The sequence below is a fragment of the Comamonas sp. NLF-1-9 genome, from assembly GCF_019195435.1.
In the GTDB taxonomy this organism is placed as follows: domain Bacteria; phylum Pseudomonadota; class Gammaproteobacteria; order Burkholderiales; family Burkholderiaceae_C; genus Comamonas_C.
The window spans coordinates 1,743,065-1,767,841 of sequence record NZ_CP078069.1 but is presented as its reverse complement, the minus strand read 5'-3'; the positions used below and the strand labels follow the sequence as shown (position 1 = coordinate 1,767,841).

24 protein-coding genes are annotated in these 24,777 nt (G+C 68.4%); 16 read left to right on the top strand and 8 right to left on the bottom strand.

What is annotated here, in order from left to right; all coding sequences use genetic code 11:
* Positions 1–10 precede the first annotated feature (10 nt).
* Together KUD94_RS08505 and KUD94_RS08500 are read right to left on the bottom strand one after the other, a co-directional pair.
* Positions 11–997: a Bug family tripartite tricarboxylate transporter substrate binding protein gene (locus tag KUD94_RS08505; RefSeq protein ID WP_370625857.1), complete on the bottom strand. Its 987-nt coding sequence runs from the start codon at positions 995–997 to the stop codon at positions 11–13.
* Positions 994–1,362: a carboxymuconolactone decarboxylase family protein gene (locus KUD94_RS08500; protein ID WP_218236628.1), complete on the bottom strand. Its 369-nt coding sequence runs from the start codon at positions 1,360–1,362 to the stop codon at positions 994–996. The genes KUD94_RS08505 and KUD94_RS08500 overlap by 4 nt, the downstream gene beginning before the upstream one ends.
* A 101-nt stretch (positions 1,363–1,463) precedes the next feature.
* On the opposite strand from KUD94_RS08500, the gene KUD94_RS08495 reads away from it, so the two are divergent.
* The gene (locus KUD94_RS08495; RefSeq protein ID WP_218236626.1) at positions 1,464–2,165 is read left to right on the top strand and encodes an SDR family NAD(P)-dependent oxidoreductase; all 702 of its coding nucleotides are present in this window, start codon (positions 1,464–1,466) and stop codon (positions 2,163–2,165) included.
* Positions 2,162–2,995 carry a TatD family hydrolase gene (locus tag KUD94_RS08490; protein ID WP_218236624.1) on the top strand — a complete coding sequence of 278 codons (834 nt, stop codon included), beginning with the start codon at positions 2,162–2,164 and terminating at the stop codon, positions 2,993–2,995. Before KUD94_RS08495 ends, KUD94_RS08490 begins: the two co-directional genes overlap by 4 nt.
* 181 nt (positions 2,996–3,176) lie before the next feature.
* On the opposite strand, the gene KUD94_RS08485 is transcribed toward KUD94_RS08490, so the two are convergent.
* The 3 genes from KUD94_RS08485 to prpC form a co-directional block, all read right to left on the bottom strand.
* Positions 3,177–4,037, bottom strand: a complete 861-nt coding sequence (locus KUD94_RS08485; RefSeq protein WP_218236622.1) for an oxaloacetate decarboxylase — start codon at positions 4,035–4,037, stop codon at positions 3,177–3,179.
* A gap of 3 nt (positions 4,038–4,040) precedes the next feature.
* The gene (locus KUD94_RS08480; protein WP_218236620.1) at positions 4,041–5,492 is read right to left on the bottom strand and encodes a bifunctional 2-methylcitrate dehydratase/aconitate hydratase; all 1,452 of its coding nucleotides are present in this window, start codon (positions 5,490–5,492) and stop codon (positions 4,041–4,043) included.
* A gap of 158 nt (positions 5,493–5,650) precedes the next feature.
* On the bottom strand, positions 5,651–6,817 hold the full coding sequence (gene prpC, locus KUD94_RS08475; protein ID WP_370625856.1) for a 2-methylcitrate synthase: 1,167 nt from the start codon (positions 6,815–6,817) through the stop codon (positions 5,651–5,653).
* Positions 6,818–6,976: 159 nt separating this feature from the next.
* On the opposite strand from prpC, the gene KUD94_RS08470 reads away from it, so the two are divergent.
* The 8 genes from KUD94_RS08470 to KUD94_RS08435 all read left to right on the top strand — a co-directional run bounded on the left by KUD94_RS08470 (position 6,977) and on the right by KUD94_RS08435 (position 14,478).
* Positions 6,977–8,401, top strand: a complete 1,425-nt coding sequence (locus KUD94_RS08470) for a short-chain fatty acyl-CoA regulator family protein (protein WP_218236616.1) — start codon at positions 6,977–6,979, stop codon at positions 8,399–8,401.
* Positions 8,402–8,522: 121 nt separating this feature from the next.
* Positions 8,523–9,230 (top strand): CoA transferase subunit A, encoded by a 708-nt coding sequence (locus tag KUD94_RS08465; RefSeq protein ID WP_218236614.1) that lies wholly within the window; start codon positions 8,523–8,525, stop codon positions 9,228–9,230.
* Position 9,231: 1 nt separating this feature from the next.
* A complete protein-coding gene (locus KUD94_RS08460; RefSeq protein WP_218236612.1) occupies positions 9,232–9,870 on the top strand; it encodes a 3-oxoacid CoA-transferase subunit B in 639 nt (212 codons plus the stop codon).
* A gap of 111 nt (positions 9,871–9,981) precedes the next feature.
* Positions 9,982–11,463 carry an AMP nucleosidase gene (locus KUD94_RS08455; RefSeq protein ID WP_218236610.1) on the top strand — a complete coding sequence of 494 codons (1,482 nt, stop codon included), beginning with the start codon at positions 9,982–9,984 and terminating at the stop codon, positions 11,461–11,463.
* Between the two features lie 75 nt (positions 11,464–11,538).
* Positions 11,539–12,387 (top strand): 3-hydroxybutyryl-CoA dehydrogenase, encoded by an 849-nt coding sequence (locus KUD94_RS08450; protein WP_218236609.1) that lies wholly within the window; start codon positions 11,539–11,541, stop codon positions 12,385–12,387.
* Between the two features lie 112 nt (positions 12,388–12,499).
* A complete protein-coding gene (locus KUD94_RS08445; protein ID WP_218236607.1) occupies positions 12,500–12,922 on the top strand; it encodes an organic hydroperoxide resistance protein in 423 nt (140 codons plus the stop codon).
* Positions 12,923–13,001: 79 nt separating this feature from the next.
* Positions 13,002–13,460 (top strand): hypothetical protein, encoded by a 459-nt coding sequence (locus KUD94_RS08440; RefSeq protein ID WP_218236605.1) that lies wholly within the window; start codon positions 13,002–13,004, stop codon positions 13,458–13,460.
* Entirely contained in the window at positions 13,453–14,478 is a 1,026-nt protein-coding gene (locus KUD94_RS08435; RefSeq protein ID WP_218236603.1) for a serine/threonine protein kinase, read from the top strand. The genes KUD94_RS08440 and KUD94_RS08435 overlap by 8 nt, the downstream gene beginning before the upstream one ends.
* A gap of 29 nt (positions 14,479–14,507) precedes the next feature.
* Here the strand turns inward: KUD94_RS08435 and KUD94_RS08430 are convergent, their stop codons facing one another.
* Positions 14,508–16,298, bottom strand: coding sequence for a glutamine--tRNA ligase/YqeY domain fusion protein (locus KUD94_RS08430; protein ID WP_218236601.1), 1,791 nt, complete (start codon positions 16,296–16,298; stop codon positions 14,508–14,510).
* 325 nt (positions 16,299–16,623) lie between these two features.
* Here KUD94_RS08430 and KUD94_RS08425 point away from each other — a divergent pair, with 325 nt between their 5' ends.
* The 3 genes from KUD94_RS08425 to KUD94_RS08415 all read left to right on the top strand — a co-directional run bounded on the left by KUD94_RS08425 (position 16,624) and on the right by KUD94_RS08415 (position 18,340).
* Positions 16,624–16,965, top strand: coding sequence for a hypothetical protein (locus tag KUD94_RS08425; protein ID WP_218236599.1), 342 nt, complete (start codon positions 16,624–16,626; stop codon positions 16,963–16,965).
* A gap of 68 nt (positions 16,966–17,033) precedes the next feature.
* Positions 17,034–17,480, top strand: coding sequence for a type II 3-dehydroquinate dehydratase (aroQ, locus tag KUD94_RS08420; RefSeq protein ID WP_218236597.1), 447 nt, complete (start codon positions 17,034–17,036; stop codon positions 17,478–17,480).
* Complete coding sequence (locus tag KUD94_RS08415) at positions 17,474–18,340, top strand: alpha/beta fold hydrolase (RefSeq protein ID WP_255568672.1); 867 nt, start codon at positions 17,474–17,476, stop codon at positions 18,338–18,340. The genes aroQ and KUD94_RS08415 overlap by 7 nt, the downstream gene beginning before the upstream one ends.
* Positions 18,341–18,360: 20 nt before the next feature.
* Here the strand turns inward: KUD94_RS08415 and KUD94_RS08410 are convergent, their stop codons facing one another.
* Entirely contained in the window at positions 18,361–19,239 is an 879-nt protein-coding gene (locus KUD94_RS08410; protein ID WP_218236595.1) for a DMT family transporter, read from the bottom strand.
* A 34-nt stretch (positions 19,240–19,273) separates the two neighbouring features.
* Here KUD94_RS08410 and arfB point away from each other — a divergent pair, with 34 nt between their 5' ends.
* Positions 19,274–19,678, top strand: a complete 405-nt coding sequence (gene arfB / locus KUD94_RS08405; protein WP_218236593.1) for an alternative ribosome rescue aminoacyl-tRNA hydrolase ArfB — start codon at positions 19,274–19,276, stop codon at positions 19,676–19,678.
* A gap of 61 nt (positions 19,679–19,739) precedes the next feature.
* Here the strand turns inward: arfB and fnr are convergent, their stop codons facing one another.
* A complete protein-coding gene (fnr, locus tag KUD94_RS08400; protein ID WP_218236591.1) occupies positions 19,740–20,462 on the bottom strand; it encodes a fumarate/nitrate reduction transcriptional regulator Fnr in 723 nt (240 codons plus the stop codon).
* Between the two features lie 146 nt (positions 20,463–20,608).
* On the opposite strand from fnr, the gene hemN reads away from it, so the two are divergent.
* Both hemN and KUD94_RS08390 read left to right on the top strand, forming a co-directional pair.
* Positions 20,609–21,994, top strand: a complete 1,386-nt coding sequence (gene hemN / locus KUD94_RS08395) for an oxygen-independent coproporphyrinogen III oxidase (protein WP_218236590.1) — start codon at positions 20,609–20,611, stop codon at positions 21,992–21,994.
* Positions 21,995–22,070: 76 nt separating this feature from the next.
* Positions 22,071–24,752 (top strand): diguanylate cyclase domain-containing protein, encoded by a 2,682-nt coding sequence (locus tag KUD94_RS08390; RefSeq protein WP_218236588.1) that lies wholly within the window; start codon positions 22,071–22,073, stop codon positions 24,750–24,752.
* Positions 24,753–24,777 lie beyond the last annotated feature (25 nt).

Below are 24,777 nucleotides of genomic sequence, written 5' to 3'. Positions count from 1 at the left end.
CGCCGCGCCCTCAGTTCAGCCGTATGCCCTGGGCCTTGATGATGCCGCCCAGCAGCGCGCTCTCCTGGCGCACGCGCAGGGCCAGGCCTTCGGGCGAGGTGCCCACCGCCTGCCAGCCCTGCTGCAGCAGTTGCTGGCGCACCGGCGCACTCTTCAGGATGTCGGTGACCGCGCTGGCCAGGCGCGCCTGCACGGCGGCCGGCAGGCTGGCCGGGCCGACCAGCGCGGTCCAGACCTCGAGGTTGAAGTCCTTCACGCCCAGCGCGCTCAGCGGTTCGAGCTCTGGCACCAGCGTGCTGCGCCCCGCGCTGGTCACGCCCACTGCATGCAGCTTGCCGGCCTTGACTTGGGGCATGGCCAGGCCCGGGGGCACCAGCGCCATCTGCACCTCGCCGGTGATCAATGCGGTGACCACCGCAGGGTTGCCGCTGTAGGGCACGTGCACCGGCTCCAGGCCGCTCACGCGCTGCTTGAGCAGCTCCATGCCCAGGTGCGCGACCGAGCCCGCGCCGACTGAGCCGTAGTTCCAGCGGTCGCCCTGGCGCGCGGCTTCGGCGAAGAAGGCCTGGCCTTCGGGCAGGCTTGCGGGCGTGACCAGGATGAGTGGCGCGGTGCTCAGCAGGCTGAGCAGGCAGAAGTCGCGCGCCGCGTCGTAGGGCAGCGAGGAGTACAGCAGCGGCGAGGAGGTGAGGTTGCCGTTGATGACGATGCCCAGCGTATGCCCGTCCGTGGCCTTGGCCACCTGGCCGGTGGCGATGTTGCCGCTGGCGCCGGGCTTGTTTTCCACCACCACCGGCTGGCCGAGCAGCGCGGCCAGCGGCTCGGCGATGTCGCGCGCCACCATGTCGGGCGTGGAGCCGCCCGGAAAGCCCACCAGCAGGCGTATCGGTTTGCTCGGCCAATTGCTGCCTTGCCGGGCCAGGGCATGGGGCAGGGCGGCGGCGCCGGCCAGCGCGGCGGCGCCCAGGGTGAACTGGCGGCGTTGCATGCGCTTCATTGGGCTTGGGCTCCGAGGGCTTCGTCAAACGCGGCGACGGCGTTGGCCGCATACATGAGCGAAGGGCCGCCGCCCATGTAGACCGCCACGCCCAGCATTTCGTTGACTTCTTCGCGCGTCGCGCCCAGGCGGGCCAGCGCCTGGGTGTGAAAACCCAGGCAGCCGTCGCAGCGCGCCGCCACGCCGATGGCCAGCGCAATCAGCTCCTTGGTCTTGGCGTCCAGCACGCCCGGGGCGAGCGCCGCCTTGCCCATGGCGTTGAAGCCGGCGATGACATCGGGCACGCCCGCCTTGAGCTTGCGCATGTTGCCGGTGATGGCGGTGGTCAGTTGCTTGTAGTCGGTGGTGTTCAGCGCGGCGCTCATCGGGTTTCCTCGGGTTGGGTTGCCAGAAAACGCAAGCGTAGCGGACAAACGCGCCGCGGCGGTCGCTTTTATGATGGCCGCATCGCATTCGGAGTTTTCTCATGGACAAGAACACAAGCACGGTGTGCATCACCGGCGCCGCAGGCCATCTGGGCGCTGCGCTGGCCGCATGGTTCGGGCAGCGCGGTGCGCGCCTGGTGTTGCTGGACCGCAATCAGGAAGAGCTGCAGCGGCGCTACGGTGCGCTGAGCGACGCGCTGCTGGTGCCGGTCGATCTGCTCGCGCCCCAGGCGGTGCACGAGGCCGTCGCCGCAGCGCTTGCGCGCGTGCAGCGCATCGACGTCTTGTGCCATCTGGCGGGCGGCTTTCACATGGGCGAGCCGGTGCACGAGACGCCCGCCAAGGTCTGGGACTTCATGATGGACCTGAACGCGCGCAGCTTCATCCACATCGCGGAGGCGGTGGTGCCGCAGATGCGCAGTCAGGGGCGCGGCAGCATCGTCGCCGTGGGCGCGGCCGGCGGGCTCAAGGGCGGCGCGGCGGTCGGTGCCTATGCCGCGTCCAAGAGCGCGCTGATGCGGCTGGTGGAGTCGATGTCGGCGGAGCTGCGCGACGAGGGCATCAACGTCAACGCGGTGCTGCCCTCGATCATCGACACGCCGCCCAACCGCAGCGCCATGCCCGATGCCGATTTCTCGCGCTGGGTTGCGCCCGAGGCGCTGGCCGAGGTGATCGGCTTTCTCGCCTCCGACGCGGCACGCGCGGTGCATGGCGCGCTGCTGCCGGTGCTCGGGCGGGTGTGAGCGTCTTCATCGACACCCACTGCCATCTGGACGCGCCTGAGTTCGCGCCCGACCGCGACGCCATGCGCGCGGCGGCGCGCTCGGCCGGGGTGGCGCATTGCGTGATTCCGGCGGTGGACCGCGGCAACTGGGAGGCGGTGCGCGCGCTGGCGCAGGGCTGGGGCGACAGCTATGCGCTGGGCATACACCCGCTGTGCACGCCCGGGGCGGGCGCTGCGGGCGCCGAGGCGCTTGCCGCAGCGCTGCGCAAGCATGCGGACGACGCGCACCTGGTCGCAATCGGTGAGATCGGTCTGGACTACTTCGTGCCCGAGCTCGACGCCGAGCACCAGGAGCAGCTGCTGCGCGCCCAGCTGCGGCTGGCGCACGAGTTTGCGCTGCCGGTGCTGCTGCATGTGCGCAAGAGCGTGGACCGCGTGCTCAAGGCGCTGCGCGAATTGCCGGTCGCGGGCGGCATTGCGCACGCCTTCAACGGCAGCGCGCAGCAGGCACAGATCTTCATCGACATGGGCTTCAAGCTGGGCTTTGGCGGCGCGCTGACCTTCGAGCGCGCGCGCCATCTGCGCCGCCTGGCCGCAGAGCTGCCGCTGGACGCGCTGGTGCTGGAGACCGATGCGCCCGACATTCCGCCGCAGTGGCTCTACCGCAGCCGGGCCGAGCGCGACGCCGGCGCCGCCCAGGGGCGCAACAGCCCGGCCGAGCTGCCGCGCATTGCGCGCGAACTCGCCGCCCTGCGCGGCATCGAGCCGGGGCAACTGGCCCAGGCTTGCACGCGCAACGCGCTGGCCGCGCTGCCGCGCGTGCAGCCGCTGCTCGGCGCCGCGAGCTGAAGGCAAGAGCGCCTCAGGCCACGCCCAAGGCGCTCCTCGGCCAGCAGGCGCCGGCCCGTGCGCAAGGCCGCTTCGGCCGGCGTGTGGGACGAGTCGATGATGAATTCCTTCGATAATGATGACGTTTTATGCCGCAAACGCTTACCCATCAAGCGCTAACAGCTATCATTAACGAAGCATTTCAGCGGTAGCGCTGCTCCAGCGCATCCCACGCGGGTTTGCCGACCAGCCGCTGGCGCTCGGCAAAGGGCGTGACCAGGTCGCTGGCCTCCTGCAGCTCGCGCTCGTCGCGCAGCACGCGCAAGGCTTTTTGCATGCCCATGACCGCGCCCTGCAGCGCGGCGTTGGCGTAGAGCACGATGCCAAAGCCCAGCGCGGCAAGTTCGTCGGCGTTGAACAGAGGTGTCCTGCCGCCGATCACCATGTTGATGAGCTGGGGCGTGGCCAGGCGCCGGGGCAGGGCGCGCACCTGATCGGCCTGGGTGACGGCCTCGACGAACAAGAGGTCCGCGCCCGCTTCGGCCATTTGCTGCGCGCGCTCCAGCGCCGCTTCAAAGCCCAGCGTGGCGGCGGCGTCGGTGCGCGCCATGATGAGCAGATCGCCGTCGCGCCGGGCATCGACGGCGGCCTTGATCTTGTCCACGGCTTCTTCGGCGCTGATCACCGCCTTGCCACTGAAATGGCCGCAGCGCTTGGGATGAACCTGGTCTTCAAGCTGGATGCAGTCCGCTCCGGCGCGTTCGAGCACGCGCACCGTGTGGCGCACGTTCAACGCGTTGCCAAAGCCGGTGTCGGCATCGACGATCAAGGGCAGCGCTACCGCATCGCGGATGCGCGCCGTGTGCTCGGCAATCTCATGCAAACCCATGAAGCCCTGGTCGGGCAGGGCCAGATGCATGTTGCTCACGCCCGCGCCGGTCACGTAGATGGCTTCGAAGCCCAGGTCTTCGATGACCCTGGCCGACAGTGCATTGAAGGCACCGGGCACGAGCGCGCCGCGCCTGGCCTGGGCCAGGGTTTTGAGGGTCTGCTTGGTGTTCATCGCTCAGATCACGTACAGATCGACGTACTCATGCACCGGCATCGCCGCCAGCGTTTGCGTGTTCAGGGACGCGGCAAGGATGGCGTCCTGCTGCTTTTGCGGAAAGCGCCGCGCCAGGTTGGTGCGGAACTTGGCCTGCAGCAGCGGGATGCCCTCGGCGCGGCGGCGCCGGTGGCCTACGGGATATTGAACCGCCACCTCGGGAAGGCGGCTGCCATCCCTGAACTGCACGCTGAGCGCGTTGGCGATGCTGCGCTTGTCGGGGTCGTGGTAGTCCTTGGTGTATTGCGGGTCCTCCACGCAGTGGATGCGCGCGCGCAGCGCATCGATGCGCGGGTCGGCCGCGGCGGCGTCTTCGTAGTCCAGCGCGGTGAGCGTACCCTTGATGAGCGGCACTGCGACCATGTACTGAATGCAGTGATCGCGGTCGGCCGGGTTGTTCAAAGGCCCTTGCTTGTCGATGATGCGGATACAGGCCTCGTGCGTGCGGATGGTGATCTTCTCGATGTCTTCCACGCGCTTGCCCGCATCCTTGAGCTGCTGGTGCAGCGTGACGGCGGCCTCCACCGCGGTCTGGCTGTGGAATTCGGCCGGGAAGCTGATCTTGAACAACACGTTCTCGCTCACGTAGCTGCCGTAGGGGCGCTGGAACTTGAACGGCCGGCCCTTGAACAGCACGTCGTAAAAGCCCCAGGTCCTGGCGGTGAGCGCACTCGGGTAGCCCATCTCGCCGGTTTGCGCCATCAGTGCCAGGCGCACCGCGCGGCTGGTGGCGTCGCCCGCAGCCCAGCTCTTGCGGCTGCCGGTATTGGGCGCGTGGCGGTAGGTGCGCAGGCTATGCCCGTCCACCCAGGCGAGCGATACCGCGGCCAGCGCTTCGTCGCGCGTGAGGCCCAGCAGGCGGCTGGCCACGGCGGTGGAAGCGACCTTGACCAGCAGCACGTGGTCCAGCCCCACCTGGTTGAAGGAGTTTTCCAGCGCGATCACGCCCTGGATCTCATGCGCCTTGACGATGGCGTGCAGCACCTCGTTCATGGTGAGCGGCGGCTTGCCCGCAGCCACGGCGCTGCGGCTCAGCCAGTCGGCCACGGCCAGAATGCCGCCCAGGTTGTCGCTGGGGTGCCCCCATTCGGCCGCCAGCCAGGTGTCGTTGAAGTCCAGCCAGCGAATCAGCGCTCCGATGTTGAACGCCGCCTGCACCGGATCGAGCTCAAACCGCGTGCCCGGCACGCGCGCGCCGTGCGGCACCACCGTGCCCTTGACCACCGGGCCGAGCAGCTTGCACGCGGCCGGGTAGGAGAGCGCCTCCAGGCCGCAGCCCAGGGTGTCGATGAGGATGTGGCGGGCGGTTTCGATGGCGAGTTCGGAGGTGACTTCGTAGCCCAGGGCGTAATCGACGATGTCCTGGATGACCTGGTCGTAGTCGGGATGGAGGTTGGAGATGGGGGAAGACATGAAAAGGCTTTGGTTGGAATGAAAATTCAGCGGCTTTTTACTCCCTCCCCCTCTGGGGGAGGGCTGGGGTGGGGGCCAGCGGCGCAGACGACGTTCGTGTGGCGCAAGGCCCCCATCCCGGCCTTCCCCCATAGGGGGAAGGAGTGGTGGGTTGGTCTTCAGGCGCGCTCGGCAATCGGGATGAAGGTCTGGTCCTCGGGCCCTACGTAGTGGGCGCTCGGGCGGATGATCTTGTTGTCCTGGCGCTGCTCGATCACGTGCGCGGCCCAGCCGCTGGTGCGGGCGATGACAAAGAGCGGCGTGAACAGGACGGTGGGCACCTGCATCATGTGGTAGCTCACGGCGCTGAACCAGTCCAGATTGGGGAACATCTTCTTCACGTCCCACATCACGGCTTCCAGGCGCTCTGCGATGTCGAACATCCGTGCGTTGCCCGTCTCCTCGGACAGGCGCCGGGCCACGCCCTTGATGATGGTGTTGCGCGGGTCACTCACGGTATAGACCGGGTGGCCAAAGCCGATCACCACCTCTTTGGCTTGCACGCGCCGACGGATGTCGGCCTCGGCCTCGTCGGGTGTGTCGTAGCGCTTCTGGATTTCGAAGGCCACCTCGTTGGCACCGCCATGCTTGGGCCCGCGCAGCGCGCCTATGGCACCGGCAATGCTGGAATACATGTCGCTGCCCGTGCCGGCGATCACGCGCGCGGTGAAGGTGGAGGCGTTGAACTCGTGCTCGGCATAGAGGTTCAGCGAGGTATGCATCGCGCGCACCCAGCTCTCACCAGCTTGTTTGCCGTGCAGCAGGTGCAGGAAGTGCCCGCCTATGGTCTCGTCGTCGGTTTGCACCTCGATGCGCCGGCCCGAATTGCTGTAGTGGTACCAGTACAGCAGCATGGAGCCGAGCGATGCCAGCAGCCGGTCGGCGATGTCTCTGCTGCTGGCCAGGTTGTGGTCGTCCTTCTCGGGCAGGGCGCAGCCCATGGCGGAGACGCCGGTGCGCATCACGTCCATGGGGTGGCTGGCGGCGGGCAGTTGCTCCAGCGCCGCCTTGACGCTGCCCGGCAGGGCGCGCAGCGCCAGCAGCTTGGCCTTGTAGCTCTTGAGCTCGGCGTGCGTGGGCAGCTTGCCGTGCACCAGCAGGTAGGCAATCTCCTCGAACTCGCAGACCTCGGCGATGTCCAGGATGTCGTAGCCGCGGTAGTGCAAGTCGTTGCCGGCGCGCCCCACGGTACACAGCGCGGTGTTGCCCGCCAGCACCCCCGAGAGGGCGACGGACTTCTTGGCCTTTGGGGTAGTGGGAGCGGGGGTTTCGGTGCTCATGGTCATGCGGCTTTCTGCTGGGGTTTCGGGAAAAGACAGGCTTGCGTTGATTCGCAATCTACGCAAAATGGCCGCCTCTGCCCAGCACTGAAAAGGCGAAATCTTGCGAAGTAAAAACCTGGAAATTGCAAATTTTGCGAATCGCCACGACCGGGCGAGGCAGCCATGAAGAAGACTTTCATGGGTGTGCGCCTGCGCCGCCTGCGCGATGAGCGCGGTCTCACCCAGGTGGCGATGGCGCAGTTGCTCGGCCTGTCGCCCAGTTACCTGAACCAGCTGGAGCAGAACCAGCGCCCGCTGACGGTGTCTGTGCTGCTCAAGGTCCACCGTGCCCTGGGCGTGGACGTGCAGCAGTTTTCCGAAGACGAAGAAGAGCGCCTGGCCGCCGCGATGCGCGAGGCGCTGACGGATGCGGCCGCGCCCGTCTCCTTGCCTGAGCTGCGCGAAGTGGCCGCGCAGATGCCCGAGCTGGGCCGTGCGCTGGTGGGCCTGCACCAGCGCACGCTGCAGGCACAGGCGCAGCTGGAGGCGATGGCGCTGCGCCTGGGGGACGACCGCAGCGGCGTGCCGCTGGCGCGCGCCATGCCGTTCGAGCTGGTGCGCGATTTTTTCTTCGAGCATCGCAACTACTTCGACGAGGTGGACCGGCGCGCCGAAGCCTTGGCAAACGAGGCGGGCGTGGGCACCGATCTGCTGGCGCCTTGGCTGGTGCGGCGGCTGCAGGCGCGCCATGGAGTGCAGGTGGAGCAGGCGCAGGAGGGCGAGGACAAACGCGCCTACGACCCCGCGCGGCGCCTGCTGCGGCTGGCGCCCGACCTGGCTGCAGCGCAGCAGGTGTTTCAACTGGCCACGCAACTGGCGCTGATCGAGCACGCGCCGCTGCTCGATGCACTGACCGAAGAGCCGCCGCTGCCAGACGATGGCGACGCGCGGCGCCTGGCGCGCATCGGCCTGGCCAACTATTTCGCCGGGGCGCTGCTCTTGCCCTACGCGCGCTTTCTCGCCGCAGCCGAAGAGTTGCGCTACGACATCGACCTGCTGGGCCGGCGATTCGGCGTGGGCTTCGAAACCGTGTGCCATCGCCTGTCTACCCTGCAGCGCCCGGGCGCATCGGGCGTGCCCTTCTTCTTCGTGCGCGTGGACCGGGCGGGCAACATCAGCAAGCGCCAGTCGGCCACGCACTTTCACTTCAGCCGCACCGGAGGCACCTGCCCGTTGTGGAACGTGTACGAAGCCTTTGCCCAGCCCGGGCGCATCCTCACGCAGCTTGCGCGCATGCCCGACGGGCGCGCCTATCTGTGGATTGCGCGCACCGTCACCAGCCATCGCGGCGGCTGGGGCACGCCGGCGCGCACCTTCTCCATTGGCCTGGGCTGCGACGTGCGCCATGCGCCGCGCCTGGCGTATGGCAGCGGCCTGAATCTGCGCGATCCCGAGGCGCCCACGCCCATAGGCATGGGCTGCAAGGTGTGTGAGCGCACCCACTGTCCGCAGCGCGCCTTCCCTTACGTCGGACGCGCGCTGGAGGTCGATGAAAACCGCAGCCGATTCGTCCCTTATGGCGGCGCAGCCAGGCCTGGCGCGGCCTGAGCGCTGCTCGCGCCGGCTCAGGGATAACCCCGCCGCGGCCGTGTTGACACTGATTGTGCGGCGCAACAAAATCGCCTGCGTAGTATCGTAAAACGTTCAATACCGATTCAGGAGAAGATTCGTGAACAAGATTTATCCCTCCGCCGCAGAGGCGCTCAAGGGGATCGTGCACGATGGCCAGATGATCGCCGTGGGCGGCTTCGGGCTGTGTGGCATTCCGGAGGCGCTGATCGAAGCGCTGTGCGCCACCGGCGTGAAGAACCTCACCGCCGTGTCCAACAACGCAGGGATCGACGGTGTAGGCCTGGGCAAGCTGCTCAACACGCGCCAGATCAAGAAGATGATCAGCTCCTACGTGGGCGAGAACAAGGAGTTCGAGCGCCAGTACCTGGCGGGCGAGCTGGAGCTGGAATTCACCCCCCAGGGCACGCTGGCCGAGAAGCTGCGCGCCGGCGGCGCCGGCATTCCGGCCTTTTTCACGCGCACCGGCGTGGGCACCATCGTCGCCGAAGGCAAGGAAACGCGCGAGTTCGACGGCCATACCTATCTGATGGAGCGCTCGCTGCTGCCCGACGTGTCGCTGGTGCATGCGGCCGTGGCGGACACCACCGGCAACCTGCGCTTCAACCTGACGGCGCGCAATTTCAACCCGGCCGTGGCCATGGCCGGCAAGATCTGCGTCGTCGAGGTCGAGAAGATCGTGCAGCCGGGTGAACTCGCGCCCGACGACGTGCATCTGCCCGGCATCTACGTGCACCGCATGGTGCTCAACGCGCACCCGACCAAACAGATCGAAAAGCGCACCATCACCGAGAAAGCAGGAGCCTGACATGCCGTGGACCAAGGAACAGATGGCGGCGCGCGCCGCCCAGGAATTGCAGGACGGGTTCTACGTGAACCTGGGCATAGGCATCCCGACGCTGGTAGCCAACTACACCGGTGACAAGGAGGTCTGGCTGCAGTCGGAAAACGGCCTGCTCGGCATCGGCCCCTTCCCGACGGAAGACCAGGTCGACGCCGACCTGATCAACGCCGGCAAGCAGACCGTGACCACGCTGCCCGGCTCGGCCATCTTCGGCAGCCACGACAGCTTCGCGATGATCCGCGGCGGCAAGATCAACCTGGCCATCCTCGGCGCGATGCAGGTGAGCGAAAAGGGCGACCTGGCCAACTGGATGATCCCGGGCAAGATGGTCAAGGGCATGGGCGGTGCGATGGACCTGGTCGGCGGTGTGCCCAAGGTCATCGTGCTGATGGAGCACGTGGCGCGCAAGAAGGACGGCAGCACCGACCTGAAGATCCTGCCGCAGTGCACGCTGCCGCTCACGGGCGTGGGCGTGGTGCACGAGATCATCACCGACCTGGGCGTGATGGAAGTCACGCCCCAGGGCCTCAAGCTCAAGGAGCTGGCTCCCGACGTGAGCTTTGACGAGATCCAGTCCAAGACCGGCGTCAAGCTGCTGCAATAGCGCGCGGGCGGCGCCGCGCCATGCAAAGCCGGGCCGCGTGCCCGGCATTTTTTTGCTGCGGCGCCGCTGCCCGCCCGCGCGACGCGGCCCCGCGCCACGGACAATAGCGCCATGCCTTTGACACCCGAATACATCGCCCCCACCCGCCACCGCGATGCGGCCGCGGCGCTGGCCGACATCCAGCAGATCTACCGGCGCCAGACCAGCCACCTGCGGGACGCCATGCAGCGCTTCGTCGCCGGGGATACGCCCAGCCAGCCGGTGCGCGCCTGCTACCCCTATGTGCGCCTGCGCACCGACACCGTGGCGCGCGCGCCCTCGCGCCTGGCCTTCGGCTTCGTGCAGGGGCCGGGCCACTACGAGACCACGCTCACCCGCCCCGACCTGTTCGGCCACTACTACCTGGAGCAGCTCTCGCTCTTGCAGCACAACCACGGCGTGGAGCTGGAGGTAGGCACGAGCAACCAGCCGATACCGGTGTACTTTGCGCTCGATGCGGACGATGCGCTCGAGGGCTCGCTCGACCAGCAGCGGCGTCTGCTGCTGCGCGACCTGTTCGACCTGCCCGACCTCAATGCCATGGACGACGGCATCGCCAACGGCACCTGGCGCCCGCGCGCGGGCGAGCCCCATCCGCTCTCGCTGTTCACCGCGCCGCGCGTGGACTATTCGCTGCAGCGCCTGCGCCACTACACCGGCACGCGCCCAGAGTGGTTCCAGAACTTCGTGCTGTTCACCAACTACCAGTTCTACATCGACGAGTTCGTGCGCCTGGGCCGCGCGCAGATGCAAGACCCGGCGAGCCGCTACGAGGCCTTCGTCGAGCCGGGCAACGTGCTCACGCGCCGCAGCGGTCTGGCGGCCCAGCCCGGCGACGCGCCCGGCGCGCCGCCTGAGCGCCTGCCACAGATGCCCGCCTACCACCTGGTGCGCGAAGGCCACGGCGGCATCACCATGGTGAACATCGGCGTGGGGCCGGCCAACGCCAAGACCATCACCGACCACGTGGCCGTGCTGCGCCCGCACGCCTGGCTGATGCTGGGCCACTGCGCCGGCCTGCGCACCAGCCAGCAGCTGGGCGACTACGTGCTGGCCCACGCCTACGTGCGCGAAGACCACGTGCTCGACGAAGAGCTGCCGCTGTGGGTGCCGCTGCCGGCGCTGGCCGAGATCCAGGTCGCGCTGCAGCAGGCGGTAGCCGACGTGGCGCAAATGCCCGAAGACCAGCTCAAGCGCATCATGCGCACCGGCACCGTGGCCAGCACCGACAACCGCAACTGGGAGCTGCTGCCCGACAACACGCCGCAGCGGCGCTTCAGCCAGAGCCGCGCGGTAGCGCTGGACATGGAAAGCGCCACCATCGCGGCCAACGGCTTTCGCTTTCGCGTGCCCTATGGCACGCTCTTGTGCGTCAGCGACAAACCGCTGCACGGCGAGATCAAGCTGCCCGGCATGGCCAACCACTTCTACCGCGAGCGCGTGCAGCAGCACCTCTTGATCGGCATGCGCGCGATCGAGCTCCTGCAAGCCGGCGGCGTGGGCCGCCTGCACAGCCGCAAGCTGCGCAGCTTTGCCGAAGTCGCGTTCCAGTGAGATTGTTTCGCCAGCCGTCGCAGGCGCGCCGCTGGCCGCTCACCCAGACCTCACCAACACATCCAGGAGAACAGCATGCATATCAACACCGTCGGCGTCGTGGGCGCGGGCACCATGGGCAATGGCATTGCGCAGGCCTGCGCCGTCTCGGGCATAGCGGTCGTCATGGTCGACATTGCCCAGGCTGCGGTGGACAAGGGCCTGGCCAGCATCGACAAGAGCCTCGATCGCCTGCTGGCCAAGGAGAAGATCAGCGCAGCCGACAAGGCCGCGGCGCTGGCGCGCATCAAGGGCTCTACCAACTACGACGACCTCAAGGGTGCGCAGCTGGTGATCGAAGCGGCCACAGAGAACCACGAACTCAAGAACACGATCCTGCGCCAGCTCGATGCCCTGCTTGCGCCCGAGGTCATCGTGGCGACCAACACCTCTTCGATCTCGATCACGCAACTGGCGGCGGTGACGCAGCGCGCGGAGCGCTTCGTCGGCATGCATTTCTTCAACCCCGTGCCGATGATGGCGCTGGTGGAGATCATCCGCGGCCTGCAGACCTCGGACGCCACGCACGACGCGGTCAAGCAGCTTGCCGAGCGGCTGGGCAAGACGCCGATCACGGTGAAGAACGCGCCCGGCTTCGTGGTCAACCGCATCCTCGTGCCCATGATCAACGAGGCCTTCTTCGTGCTGGCCGAGGGCCTGGCCACGCCCGAGGACATCGACGCGGGCATGAAGCTCGGCTGCAACCAGCCCATAGGCCCGCTGGCGCTCGCTGACATGGTGGGGCTGGACGTCTGCCTGGCGGTGATGGAGGTCTATCTCAAGGAGTTTGGCGACAGCAAATACCGCCCCTGTCCGCTGCTCAAGGAATACGTGGCCGCCGGGCGTCTGGGCCGCAAGAGCGGCAAGGGTGTATACCTGTACTGAGGGCGCAGCGCTGCACCGCGGCTGCAGACCCCGCGCACCCGGCTTGGCGCAGCCTGGGCCCCGCCGTTTCCACCCCGCCCGCCACGGGCACTCTTGCACAGGAGAAAACACCATGACCACACTCGACAAAGTCCTCTACACCGCCCGCGCCCACACTACCGGGGGGCGCGAAGGCGGCGCGGCGCGCTCGGACGACGGGCGCCTGGATGTGCAGATGTCCTCGCCCGGCAGCTCGGCAAGCGGCACCAACCCCGAGCAATTGTTTGCTGCCGGCTATTCGGCCTGCTTCATCGGCGCGCTCAAGGCCGTGGGCGAAAAGCAGAAGACCGCCATCCCTGCCGACGTTGCGGTAGATGCCGAGGTCGACCTCGGCCCCATCCCCGGCGGCTACGGCATTGCGGTGCGCATGCAGGTACACCTGCCGGGCATGGAGCGCAGCCAGGCCGAGGCGCTGGTCGCTGCCGCGCACAAGGTCTGCCCCTACTCCAACGCCACGCGCGGCAACATCGACGTGAGCCTCACCATCGCAGACTGAGCGCTCGCCGGCGGCAAATGCTCCATTTAACAGAGCGCCCAGCGCTTGCTGGCAAAGCGCTGCAGGCCGTTTTGACTGCATGATCTCAAACCCCGACCCGGCGCGCCATTTTGCGCACCAGCATGCGCAGCTCGACGCGCTGCTGCAGACCCACCTGCTGGAGCTGATGGGCGGGGATTTCGCGCGTGCCGAGCAGGCCTTCTCGCGCTGGCGCGCCGAGCTTGTCGCCCACATCGCGATCGAAGAGCGCGAGCTGCTGCCGCACTTGCCCGCTCAGGCGCGCTGGGCCGCCAAGGTCTACCTGGCCGAGCACGAGCGCATCGCGCTGCTGGCGCGAGAGCACGCGGCGCGCCTGACGCAGGTGCTCGCCAATCCGCCCGAGCCCGGCATGGCGCAGCGGCGCGCCGCGCTGTGGCTGATCGACGCGGTGCACCCGCTGCGCCACGTGCTGGAGCACCACCACCAGCGCGAGGAGGGCACGCTGGCGCTGGAGCTGGCGCAGGACTTGCAGGCGCGCGCCTGGAGCGCGCATGGCTGAGGCCGGCGCCCACCCCTACGCCGAGCTCACGCCCGACGTGGTGCTGGGCGCCCTGGCCGCCTGCGGCCTGCAGGGCGACGGGCGGCTGATGGCGCTTGCTTCCTACGAAAACCGCGTCTACCAGGTGGGCCTGGACGACGGCAGCCGCGTGGTCGCCAAGTTCTACCGCCCGGGGCGCTGGAGCGAGGCGCAGATACGCGAAGAGCATGCGTTTGCGCAGGAGCTCGTCGCCGCCGAAGTGCCCCTGGTCGCGCCGCTGGAGCTGGCCGGACGGACGCTGCACCAGCACGCGGGTTTTGCGTTCTCGGTGAGTCCCTGGCGCGGCGGGCGCATGCCCGAACTCGACGACTTCGAGGTGCTCGAGTGGCTGGGCCGCTACATCGCGCGGCTGCACCTCGTGGGCGAGCGCCATCCCTTCACCGCGCGCCCCAGCCTCGATCTGCAGACCTTTGCGCTCGAGCCGCGCGACTGGCTGCTGACGCACGAGGCCGTGGCGCCCGAGGTGCGCAGCGCCTGGCGCGAAGCGGTCGACGCTGCTATCGAACAAATAGCTGGTGGCGGAGGCAGGACGGGCGCTGAAGGCTTGTTTGGCTTGAAAGATGCGCGCTCCGTCCGCGTGCATGGCGACTGCCATTCGGGCAACGTGCTCTGGACCCCGGTAGACGAGGCCGGGGGCGGCCCGCACTTCGTGGACCTGGACGACGCGCGCATGGGCCCTGCGGTGCAGGACTTGTGGATGCTGCTCTCGGGCGAGCGGCGCCAGCGCACGCTGCAGCTGTCGGCGCTGCTCGACGGCTACGAGCAGGTGCGCGCCTTCGACCGGCGCGAGCTTGCGCTGATCGAGCCGCTGCGCACCCTGCGCCTGATCCACTACAGCGCCTGGCTCGCACGGCGCTGGAGCGACCCGACCTTTCCGATCCACTTTCCCTGGTTCGGCTCGGGCGATTACTGGCGCGGCCAGGTGGCGCTGCTGCACGAGCAGTTGGTGGCCCTGCGCGAGCCGGCGCTGATGGCCTGAGGCGGCCTGCGGCGCAGCAGCGCCGCGCCTCACTTGCCCCAGGAATCTTTCAGCGCGGTGATGCGGTTGAACACCAGGCGCCCGGCTGCGTGGTCCTGGCGGTCGGCCACGAAGTAGCCGTGACGCTCAAACTGGAACTTGTCGTCGGCGCGCGCGCCAGCCAGCGTGGGCTCGACCCAGGCCTGCACCGTCTTGAGGCTGTCCGGGTTGAGCAGCGCCAGATAGTCCTTGCCACCCGCGTCGGGCTGCGCGTCGGTGAACAGGCGCTCGTACAGCCGCACCTCGGCGGCCACGCCATCGTGCACGCCCACCCAGGTGATCGCGGCCTTGGCCTTGACGCTGTCGGCGCCGGGCGTGCCGCTCTTGGTGTCGGGCAGCACCAGCGCATGCACCTCGGTCACCGCGCCGCTCGCGTCGCGCGCAGCACCGGTGCATTCGATCACGTAGCCGCCCTTGAGCCGCACCCGGTTGCCGACGAACAGGCGCTTGTAGCCCTTGGGCGGCGCCTCGGCAAAGTCCTCGCGCTCTATCCACACCTCGCGCCCCAGCAGGAAGCGGCGCAGCGGCGGCGCCTGGCCTTCGACGGCGTGGGGCAGGGCGGGCAGCTCGCAGGGCTCGAGGTGGCCCGCGCCCATCACCTCGTCCCAGTTGGTCAGCACGAGCTTGAGCGGCTCGAGCACCGCCATCGCACGGGGCGCCTGCGGCTCCAGGTCTTCGCGCAGGCAGCCGTCCAGCGTGGCGTAGTCGATCCAGGCGTAGTCCTTGGTCACGCCGATGCGCTCGCAGAACATGCGGATGGAGGCGGGCGTATAGCCGCGCCGGCGCAAGCCGACGATGGTGGGCATGCGCGGGTCGTCCCAGCCGCTGACGATGCCGCTGTCGACCAGGTGCTTGAGCTTGCGCTTGCTGGTGAGCACATAGGTGAGGTTCAGCCGCGCGAACTCGTACTGGCGCGGCTGCGGCCGGGCGATCAGGCCGCCCTCGGCCAGGTGGTCGAGCAGCCAGTCGTAGAACGGGCGCTGGTCTTCGAACTCCAGCGTGCATATGCTGTGGGTGATGCACTCGAGCGCATCCTCGATCGGGTGCGCGAAGGTGTACATCGGGTAGATGCACCACTGGTTGCCGGTGGCGTGGTGCTCGGCGTGCTTGATGCGGTAGATGGCCGGGTCGCGCAGGTTGATGTTGGGCGAGGCCATGTCGATCCTGGCGCGCAGCACCATCGCGCCGTCGGGGTGCTTGCCCTCGCGCATCTCGCGAAAGCGCGCCAGGTTCTCCGCAGGGCTGCGGCTGCGAAAGGGGCTGTCCACGCCGGGCCGGGCAAAGTCGCCGCGGTTGGCGCGCATCTCTTCGGCCGTCTGCTCGTCCACGTAGGCCAGGCCCGCGTCGATCAGGTATTCGGCCGCGCGGTACATGAAGTCGAAATAGCTGCTGGCCCAGTACAGGTTCTCGCGGCCGTCGGCGTCGCGCCAGTCAAAGCCCAGCCAGTGCACCGCGTCGATGATGCCGTCGACGTATTCCTGCTCTTCCTTCTCGGGGTTGGTGTCGTCAAAGCGCAGGTGGCAGACCCCGCCGTAGTCGCGCGCCAGGCCAAAGTTCAGGCAGATGCTCTTGGCGTGGCCCACGTGCAGGTAACCATTGGGTTCGGGCGGAAAGCGCGTGCGTATGCGCGCCGCATCGAGCGCCCCGCCCGCCTGGTGCGCGGCGTCGCCCGGGCTGCCGGCCCAGCGCTTTTGCGCGTGCCTGCCCTCGGCGAGGTCGGCCTCGATGATCTGGCGCAGGAAGTTGGTCGGTGCTTGGGCAGGTTGGGCGGGCGTACTCATGGGCACGATTTTAGGCGGCGGGCGTGCCGCCACGTTTACCTTCTGATACCCGGCGCACAACGTTCGGACACAAGAAAAACACCTGCGTGTGCCATCCTGAAGCTTGCCTCGTGCGTTAAGGCAATGCTGGACAAGTCTGTACGATGGCGCGCGCCCTGATTCGGCACGGACTGCAAGGCGCAAACCGCAGTCCTCGCCCGTGCTTGGGCGGATTTGCAAGGGCGCAGGCTGCCCAAAGCAGCAATGCGCTGGGCGCAAGCGACGGGTTCAGCATTGCATTCGTTGCAGGTCTTGCGGCATGGGCCGCGTTTTCAAGGAGTTAACAATGTCGGTTCGTCGTTCCTGGTTTCCGGCCATCGCCTCGGCGGGCCTGGCCCTTGCGCTGATGCTGGCCACGGGCAGCGCCCAGGCGCGCAGTGACGTGACCTGGTCGGTGGGCATAGGCGTGCCTGGTGTGGTGGTCGGTGCTTCCAACGCCGGCGTGGGCTATTACGCGCCGCCGCCGGTGTACTACACCCCGGCGCCGGTTTACCGCGTCCCCGCGCCGGTGTACTACGCGCCGCCGCCCGTGGTCTACACGCCGCCGGTTTACTACGCACCGCGCCCGCACTGGCGCGGCCACCACAGGGGCTGGGAGCACCGCGGCCATCGGCGCGACTGGCGCTGAGCGGCGCTGAGGGCGCTCGGGCGGGCCGGGCCGCATAATCGCGGCTCACCCGGCCCGATCCCGCTGCCATGGCGCAAACTGTCTACGTACTCAACGGTCCCAATCTGAATCTGCTCGGCACGCGCGAGCCCGAGGTTTATGGCGCGCAGACCCTGGCCGACGTGGAGCAGCTGTGCCGCCAGGCCTGCGAGCGCCACGGCCTGGCGCTGGTGTTTCGCCAGAGCAACCACGAGGGCGCGCTGGTAGACAGCATCCATGAAGCCGGGCGCGAGCATGCCGCAGGACGCCTGGCCGGCGTGGTGCTCAACGCCGGCGCCTACACCCACACCAGCGTGGCGCTGCCCGATGCCATCAAGGGCACGGGCGTGGCGCTGATCGAGCTGCACATCAGCAACGTCTTTGCACGCGAGGCATTTCGGCACCACTCGTGGATTTCACCGGTCGCCCGCGGGCTCATCTGCGGGCTCGGGGTGCAGGGCTACGCCCTGGCCATAGACGCCATCGCCCGGTGGTAGGCCAGCCCGAGGCGGTGGTGCGCCTGCAGGCGCAGGCGCGCTGCGTGCGCAGCCCGCTGGCGGGCTCGGGCGGCGCCATCGTCTGGCATGTCTGGGCCGAACGCCGTGGTGGCCGTGCGCCGCTGGTGCTGCTGCACGGCGGCAGCGGCAGCTGGACGCACTGGCTGCGCAACATCGAGGCGCTGGTGGCCAGCGGGCGCGAGGTCTGGGCAGCGGACCTGCCGGGCTTTGGCGATTCGGCCGCGGTGCCCGGCGCGCAGGACGTCGATGGGCTGCTGGCGCCGCTGCTGGCTTCGCTGCGCAGCGTGCTTGCGCAGCGGCCTTGCGATCTCGTCGGGTTTTCCTTCGGCGCCATGGCGGCCGGCATGCTGCAAGCCGCGTGTCCCGCGCTGGCGCGCTGCCTGGTGCTGGTGGGCGCGCCCGGCATGACGGCCGCGGCGCCCAACCGCGTGGGCTTGCGCGGCTGGCGCCATCTGCCGGGCGCGGCCGAGCAGCTTGCGGTGCACAGGCACAACCTCGCGGCCATGATGTTTGCCGATGCTGCGCACATCGACGAGACGGCGCTGCAACTGCACGCGCGCAACGCCGAACGCGACCGCCTCACGCGCCGGCGTCTGTCCAACACCGACATCCTTGCGCGCGCGCTGAGGCAGCTTGCCTGCCCGGTACATGCCGTCTATGGCGAGCACGACGCGCTCTACCGCGGCCGTTTTGATGAGCTGCGCGCGGCCTGGGCCGCCAGCGCGCGCGACTTTCGCGGGCTGCATCTGCTGGAGGGCGCCGGGCATTGGGCGCCCTATGAACAGGCGCCCGCCTTCAACCGTCTGCTGCTGCAACTGCTGGACGCGCCTGCACCCTGAGCGACTTGTTCAGCGTCGCTCTAATCGCGCCTGAGCAGCACCGCCCCGATCGCGACGACCACGCAAACCATGGCCGCGAGGTCTTGCCAGTGCGGCCACTCGCCGATCACGAAGGGCGCGCTCAGGATGCCGACCATGGGCACGGCCATCACGCTCATCGCGCTGGTGGTCGGCGGCAGCACGCGCACCAGCGCAAACCAGATCACCTGCGCCAGGCCGTAGTTGATGAACACGCTCCACACCAGGCTGGCCCAGACCGGGGCGCTGAAATGCCACTGCTGCGGCGGCTCCAGCCAGAGGGCCAGCGGCCACAGCGCCATGGAGGCCAGCACCATCATCCAGACCACCAGGGTTTCGGCCGGCATGCTCAGGTGCGCGCGGCGCATCCAGATGGTGCCCAGCGCCCAGCTGAAGGCCGCGCCTTGCATCCAGGCGATGCCGGCCGGGCGCCCGGCGATCTGCGCCAGCTCGTTCCATAGCAGCAGCGTGATGCCGGCCAGGACCGCCAGCACGCCCACCAGCAGCCGCCCGGTCAGTTTCTCGCGATAGAACAGCACCGACAGCAGCACCGTCCAGACCGGCATGGTGAAGCCCAGCGTGGCCGCGCGCCCCGCGGGCAGTTGCGCCACGCCGATGATGGACAAGGCGTGCCAGCCCAGAATGTTGGGCAGCCCAAGCACCACTACCGCGCGCCATTCGGACCAGCCGCGCGGCAGCAGGCGCAGGCCGCGCGAGCGAAAATACAGCGCCAGCACCAGCGCGCCGCCGAACATGGTCAGCGCGCGAAAATAGAGGGGCCCCATCTCGCGCAGCGTCACCTTCATGACCGGCCAGTTGATGCCCCAGGCAAGCACCAGCAGGACGAGGCCGACCGTTTGCCGGCGCGAGAGCAGGGACATGGAGGGCAATCGGCGAGGGCTAGAAGGAGCGGGGATGGTAACCACGGCAGCGCTGCTCGAGCGCGAGGCGCAGATCACCGCGATCCGCGCGCAGGGCGCGGGCGGGCAGAACGTGAACAAGGTCTCGAGCGCGGTGCACCTGCGCTTTGACGTGGCCGCCTCCGCCCTGCCCGCCGAGCTCAAGCAGCGCCTGCTGGCGCTGCCTGACGCGCGCGTCACCGCCGAGGGCCAGGTGCTCATCAAGGCGCAGCGCTATCGCACGCAGCAGGCCAATCGGCGCGACGCGCTGGCGCGGTTGCAAGAGCTGGTGGAGCAGGCGGCGCGCCCCGTCCTGCCGCGCAAGGCGACGCGGCCCACGCGCGCCTCGCGCGAGCGACGCCTGCAGGCCAAGCGCCTGCGCGGGGCCGTGAAAGCCTTGCGGGGCCGGCCTCGCGATTGAGAGCAAAATATGGCTGCAACGCCCGCCAGTCAAGCGCATGCAGCTATGGTTAGTGAAGCATTCAACGCCGAGCCCCGGCGCTGTCCACGATGGTCTGCAGGCCGGCGCCATCGAGGATGCGCACCTGGCGGTGTTTGACCTCGATCAGGCCATCGTCGGCAAAGCGCGAGAAGGTGCGGCTCACCGTCTCCAGCGTCAGCCCCAGGTAGCTGCCGATTTCCTCGCGCGTCATGCGCAGCACCAGCTCGGCCTCGGAAAAGCCGCGCACATGCAGGCGCTGCAGCAGATTCATCAGGAAGGAGGCCACGCGCTCTTCGGCGCGCATGCTGCCCAGCAGCAGCATCACACCGTGGTCGCGCACGATCTCGCGGCTCATGATCTTGTGCACATGGGTCTGCAGCGCCGGCACCTCGCGCGACAGCGACTCGATGCGGTCGTAGGGCATCTCGCAGACCTCGGCGTCTTCCAGCGCCAGCGCGTCGCAGGTGTGTTCGTCCGAGACGATGCCGTCGAGCCCCATGATCTCGCCGGCCATCTGAAAGCCCGTGACCTGCTCGCGCCCGTCGCTTGCCGTGACACGCGTCTTGAAAAACCCCGAGCGGATCGCGTACAGCGCGCTGAAGCGGTCGCCGCGCGAATACAGCGGCTTGCCGCGCTTGACGCGCCGGCGCGTGGTCACCAGAGTGTCGAGCCGCTCCATGTCGGCCGCGCTGATGTCCACGGGCATGCACAGCTCGCGCAGGCTGCAGCGGGAACAGGCGATCTGGAGGGCGCGGTGGGGCATGGCGGGCTCGTCCTCTGTGGGGGCAGGGATGCCTGATTCTAGATGGGCCCGCCCCGATTCCTTGACGGCGATCAAAGACAGTGGCGGCTGCGGCGGCGACAGTTTGGCGTTTGCATCGAATGGCCGCATTGCCATTCAGGACCGCCATGCCCACGATTACCCCAGAGCTCATCTCCCGCTTCGACGTGCCGGGGCCGCGCTACACCTCCTACCCCACGGCCGACCGCTTCGTCGAAGCCTTCGGCGAAGAAGACTACCGCCACGCGCTCGCCCAGCGCCAGCTCGGCACGAGCCTGGCGGCGCAGCCGCTGTCGCTGTACGTGCACCTGCCGTTTTGCGAGTCGCTGTGCTATTACTGCGCCTGCAACAAGATCATCACCAAGCACCACGAGCGCGCCGCGCCCTATCTGGCCTACGTCGAGCGCGAGCTCGACCTGCACGTCAAGCACCTGGGCGGGCCCGGCCAGAGCGTGAGCCAGCTGCACTTCGGCGGCGGCACGCCCACCTTCCTGAACGACGAGGAACTGGCCGACCTCATGGCCATGCTGCGCCGGCGCTTTGCCTTCGCGCCCAAGGGTGAATACTCGATAGAGATAGATCCGCGCACCATCAGCGCCGAGCGGCTGCAGACCATCCGCGATCTGGGCTTCAACCGCCTGAGCTTTGGCGTGCAGGACTTCGACCCCGAGGTGCAGAAGGCGGTGCACCGCGTGCAGCCGGCCGAGCAGGTCTTCGAGCTGGTCGCGGCGGCGCGGCGCATCGGCTTTGATTCGATCAATGCCGACCTGATCTACGGCCTGCCCAAGCAGACGCCCGAATCGTTCGCCCGCACCATCGCGCAGATGGCCGAGCTGCGGCCCGACCGCATCGCGCTCTATGCCTATGCCCACCTGCCCGCACGGGTGAAGTCGCAGCGCCACATCAAGACGGCGGACATTCCGGTGGCCAACCACAAGGTGGCCATGCTTTCGCACTCCATCGCCGCGTTTGAAGAGGTCGGCTACGTCTACATCGGCATGGACCATTTCGCGCTGCCGGGCGACTCGCTCGCCGTGGCCAAGCGCCAGGGGCGGCTGCACCGCAACTTCCAGGGCTATAGCACCCAGCCCGACTGCGACCTGATCTCGCTGGGCATCTCGGCCATAGGCAAGGTCGGCGCGACCTACAGCCAGAACGCCAAGGACTTGCTGCAATACCAGGACATGCTCGACCACGGGCATCTGCCCATCGTGCGCGGCGTGGCCCTGAGCCACGACGACGTGCTGCGCCGCGCGGTGATCAATGCGCTGATGTGCCAGGGCCGCGTGCAGTTCGAGTCGGTGGAAGCGGCGCACCTGATCGACTTTCGCACCACCTTCGCCAGCGAGCTCGCGCGCCTGCGCGCAATGCACGACGACGGCCTGGTGCACCTGAGCGCCAATGCCATCGAGGTCACCCCCATGGGCTGGTTCTTCGTGCGCGGCATCGCCATGGTGTTCGACAAATACCTGCAGGCGCGCGAGAGCCGCGCGCAGTATTCCAAGATCCTTTGACGCACAAGGACTGCGCGGTCGGCTGCCGTGGCCTTGGTATACAGTGGCGCCACTCTCGTGAGCTCTGGAGTACCGTTTGCCTGCCCCGCCCCGCCTGCAAGCCGCACACGCGCGCCGTCCGTGGTCGTGGCTGGCACTGGCATCGGCCGTGGTCGCGCTGGTGTTGGCGCTCGATGCCTGGCAGGAATACCGCGACACGGGCCAGCGTGAGCGCCGGCAACTGACGCAGCAGGCCGCCACCCTGCACGACAACCTGGCGCTGCAGCTCGACGCCGCCGGCCACGCGCTGAGCAGCCTGCTGGCGGAGCTGCCCTCGCTGCAGCGCGAGTCCGACGGCAAGGCGCAATTGAGCGTGCGCCTGCGCGCCTATGCCGATGCCATGCCGGCGGTGCAATACCTGAGCCTGCTGGATGCGCAGGGCACGATCACCGTGAGCAGCGACCCTGCCCTCGTGGGCCGCAACTCGGGACAGCGCGACTACTTTGCCGCGGCGCGCTCTGCCTCGCCCTTGACCCTGGTGGTGTCGCCGCCGTTTCGTGGCGCGCTCGGTGGCTGGGTGATGGTGCTGGCGCGCCCGGTGTTTGCGCCGGACGGCCGCTTTGCTGGCGCGCTGGTCGCGGCGCTGGACGCCGACTACCTGCGCCTGCTGATGCGTCCGCTGCACGGCGGGCCCGACGTGCTGGTCAGCCTCTCGCACGGCGATGGCCTGCGCTTTCTCGCACTGGGGCGCAGCGGCGAGCGCGACGGCGTGAAGCTGGACGTCGCGGGCAGCGCCTGGTCGCGCCACCTTGCCAGCGGCGCGCCGGACAGCCTGCTCACCGCGCCCATGCGCCCCGAGGCGCCGCAAGAGCAGCAGATCGTGGCGCTGCGCACGCTGCAGCCGCCCGAGCTGCACATGGACAAGCCGCTGGTGATCGCCGTCGGGCGCGACGTGCCGGCCGTCTATGCCGACTGGCGCAGCGACGTGGCCTCGGCGCTGCTGCTGTGGCTGGTCGGCAATCTGCTGGCCGCCGCAGCGCTGCTGTGGGTGCAGCGCAAGCAGCGCCAGCGCCAGCGCGAGCAGGACGAACAGGCGGCCAGGGAGGCCCAGAACCAGGCGCACTGGGACGTGGTGCTCGCCGCCACCCACCAGGGGCTGTGGGACTTTGACAAAGCCGCAGGCACGACCAGCTATTCACCGCAGTGGTACGCGCTGCTGGGCTATACGCAAGAGGCCTTCGAGCGCGAGGGCAAGACCTGGGAAGACCTGGTTCATCCGGACGACCGCCCCAAGCTGGCGACGGCCTGGCAGCAGGTGCTGCAAGGGCAAAAGGACGAGCTGGAAGCGTCCCATCGACTGCGCTGCGCCGACGGCAGCTACCGCTGGTTCGCCTGCCAGGGACGGGTGATGGAGCGCGACGCGGGCGGCGCGCCGCTGCGCGTGTTCGGCACGCTGGCCGACATCTCCGAGCGGCGCCAGCAGGAAGAGATGCTGCAGCGCCTGACCGAAAACCTGCCCGGCCTGCTGTACCAATACCAGCTTGAACCCGACGGGCACAGCCATTTCCCCTACACAAGTCCCCAGGTTGCCGACATCTACGGTTTCAGCGCCCAAGAGCTGCAACAGGACGCCGCACCGGTGTTCGAGCGCATCCGCTCCGGCAACGTGCCGCGCGGCGTCGAAGACCTGCGCCGCTCGGCGCGTGAACTCAGCGAATGGAGCGCCGAATACCTCTATGAAATCCCGGGCCGCGGCGCGCGCTGGCTGTCGGGGCATGCGCGGCCGCAGCGCCTGCCCAGCGGCGCGACGCTCTGGCATGGCTACATCAGCGACGTGACCGAGGCCAAGGAGCAGAGCCTGCGCCTGCAGGCTACCGAGCGCGTGCTGCAGCAGCTCATGAGCGAGATGCCCGTGGGTTTGTGCATGGTCGATGCCCGGCACCGCGTGTACTTTCGCAACCAGCGCTTTCTGGACCAGCTTGGCTACGACGAGCACGAGGTGCCGACGCTGCGCGAGTGGGCGCTCAAGGCCTATCCTGATCCCGACTACCGCGCCGAGGCCGCCGCGCGCTGGAAGCAGGCCAAGGCCGAGGCGGTCAATGGCCAGATCGCGGCGCAGTCCTACCGCATTGTCTCAAGCGACGGTGCGCACCACATGATGGACGTGGCGGGCCTGATCTTTGGCGACAAGCTCTTGCTCACCTTCCAGGACCACACCGCCCACCTGGTGCAGAACGAATGGCTGCGCAAGCTGGCCTATGTCGATGGCCTCACCGGCATCGCCAACCGGCGCAGCTTTGACGAGGCGCTGGCTGCCGAATGGAGCCGCTGCGCCCGCGCGGGCCTGCCGTTGTCGGTGTTGATGATAGACATCGACCATTTCAAGGCCTACAACGACTTGTACGGCCACCAGAAGGGCGACGCCTGCCTGCAAACCGTGGCGCGCACGCTGAGCCAGAGCATGGCGCGCCCGCACGACCTGCTGGCGCGCTACGGCGGCGAAGAGTTCGTCTGCCTGCTGCCGCAATGCGACCTGGAGGGGGCGCGCGTGGTTGCCGAGCGCCTGTGCGGCGCGGTCTTCGGCCAGGCCCTGGTGCACGAGGGCTCTTCCGCAGCGCCCTGCGTGACCATCAGCGTGGGCGTGGCCTGCACCATCCCCGAGTTGCAGCGCGAGCCGGCGACGCTGACCGAACTGGCAGACGTGCACCTCTACCGCGCCAAGCTCACCGGGCGCAACCGCCTGAGCGACGGTTTGAATGACTCCTGGAATGAGAGCTGATCGCGCAGCCGGGACGGGCGTAAAA

What these genes read in the sequence shown, in the direction of transcription:
- KUD94_RS08505 (WP_370625857.1), bottom strand. Translation starts at nt 997, where the DNA reads ATGAAGCGCATGCAACGCCGCCAGTTCACCCTGGGCGCCGCCGCGCTG.
- KUD94_RS08500 (WP_218236628.1), bottom strand. Translation starts at nt 1,362, where the DNA reads ATGAGCGCCGCGCTGAACACCACCGACTACAAGCAACTGACCACCGCC.
- KUD94_RS08495 (WP_218236626.1), top strand. Translation starts at nt 1,464, where the DNA reads ATGGACAAGAACACAAGCACGGTGTGCATCACCGGCGCCGCAGGCCAT.
- KUD94_RS08485 (WP_218236622.1), bottom strand. Translation starts at nt 4,037, where the DNA reads ATGAACACCAAGCAGACCCTCAAAACCCTGGCCCAGGCCAGGCGCGGC.
- KUD94_RS08480 (WP_218236620.1), bottom strand. Translation starts at nt 5,492, where the DNA reads ATGTCTTCCCCCATCTCCAACCTCCATCCCGACTACGACCAGGTCATC.
- prpC (WP_370625856.1), bottom strand. Translation starts at nt 6,817, where the DNA reads ATGACCATGAGCACCGAAACCCCCGCTCCCACTACCCCAAAGGCCAAG.
- KUD94_RS08470 (WP_218236616.1), top strand. Translation starts at nt 6,977, where the DNA reads ATGAAGAAGACTTTCATGGGTGTGCGCCTGCGCCGCCTGCGCGATGAG.
- KUD94_RS08460 (WP_218236612.1), top strand. Translation starts at nt 9,232, where the DNA reads ATGCCGTGGACCAAGGAACAGATGGCGGCGCGCGCCGCCCAGGAATTG.
- KUD94_RS08455 (WP_218236610.1), top strand. Translation starts at nt 9,982, where the DNA reads ATGCCTTTGACACCCGAATACATCGCCCCCACCCGCCACCGCGATGCG.
- KUD94_RS08450 (WP_218236609.1), top strand. Translation starts at nt 11,539, where the DNA reads ATGCATATCAACACCGTCGGCGTCGTGGGCGCGGGCACCATGGGCAAT.
- KUD94_RS08445 (WP_218236607.1), top strand. Translation starts at nt 12,500, where the DNA reads ATGACCACACTCGACAAAGTCCTCTACACCGCCCGCGCCCACACTACC.
- KUD94_RS08440 (WP_218236605.1), top strand. Translation starts at nt 13,002, where the DNA reads ATGATCTCAAACCCCGACCCGGCGCGCCATTTTGCGCACCAGCATGCG.
- KUD94_RS08435 (WP_218236603.1), top strand. Translation starts at nt 13,453, where the DNA reads ATGGCTGAGGCCGGCGCCCACCCCTACGCCGAGCTCACGCCCGACGTG.
- KUD94_RS08430 (WP_218236601.1), bottom strand. Translation starts at nt 16,298, where the DNA reads ATGAGTACGCCCGCCCAACCTGCCCAAGCACCGACCAACTTCCTGCGC.
- KUD94_RS08425 (WP_218236599.1), top strand. Translation starts at nt 16,624, where the DNA reads ATGTCGGTTCGTCGTTCCTGGTTTCCGGCCATCGCCTCGGCGGGCCTG.
- aroQ (WP_218236597.1), top strand. Translation starts at nt 17,034, where the DNA reads ATGGCGCAAACTGTCTACGTACTCAACGGTCCCAATCTGAATCTGCTC.
- KUD94_RS08410 (WP_218236595.1), bottom strand. Translation starts at nt 19,239, where the DNA reads ATGTCCCTGCTCTCGCGCCGGCAAACGGTCGGCCTCGTCCTGCTGGTG.
- arfB (WP_218236593.1), top strand. Translation starts at nt 19,274, where the DNA reads ATGGTAACCACGGCAGCGCTGCTCGAGCGCGAGGCGCAGATCACCGCG.
- fnr (WP_218236591.1), bottom strand. Translation starts at nt 20,462, where the DNA reads ATGCCCCACCGCGCCCTCCAGATCGCCTGTTCCCGCTGCAGCCTGCGC.
- hemN (WP_218236590.1), top strand. Translation starts at nt 20,609, where the DNA reads ATGCCCACGATTACCCCAGAGCTCATCTCCCGCTTCGACGTGCCGGGG.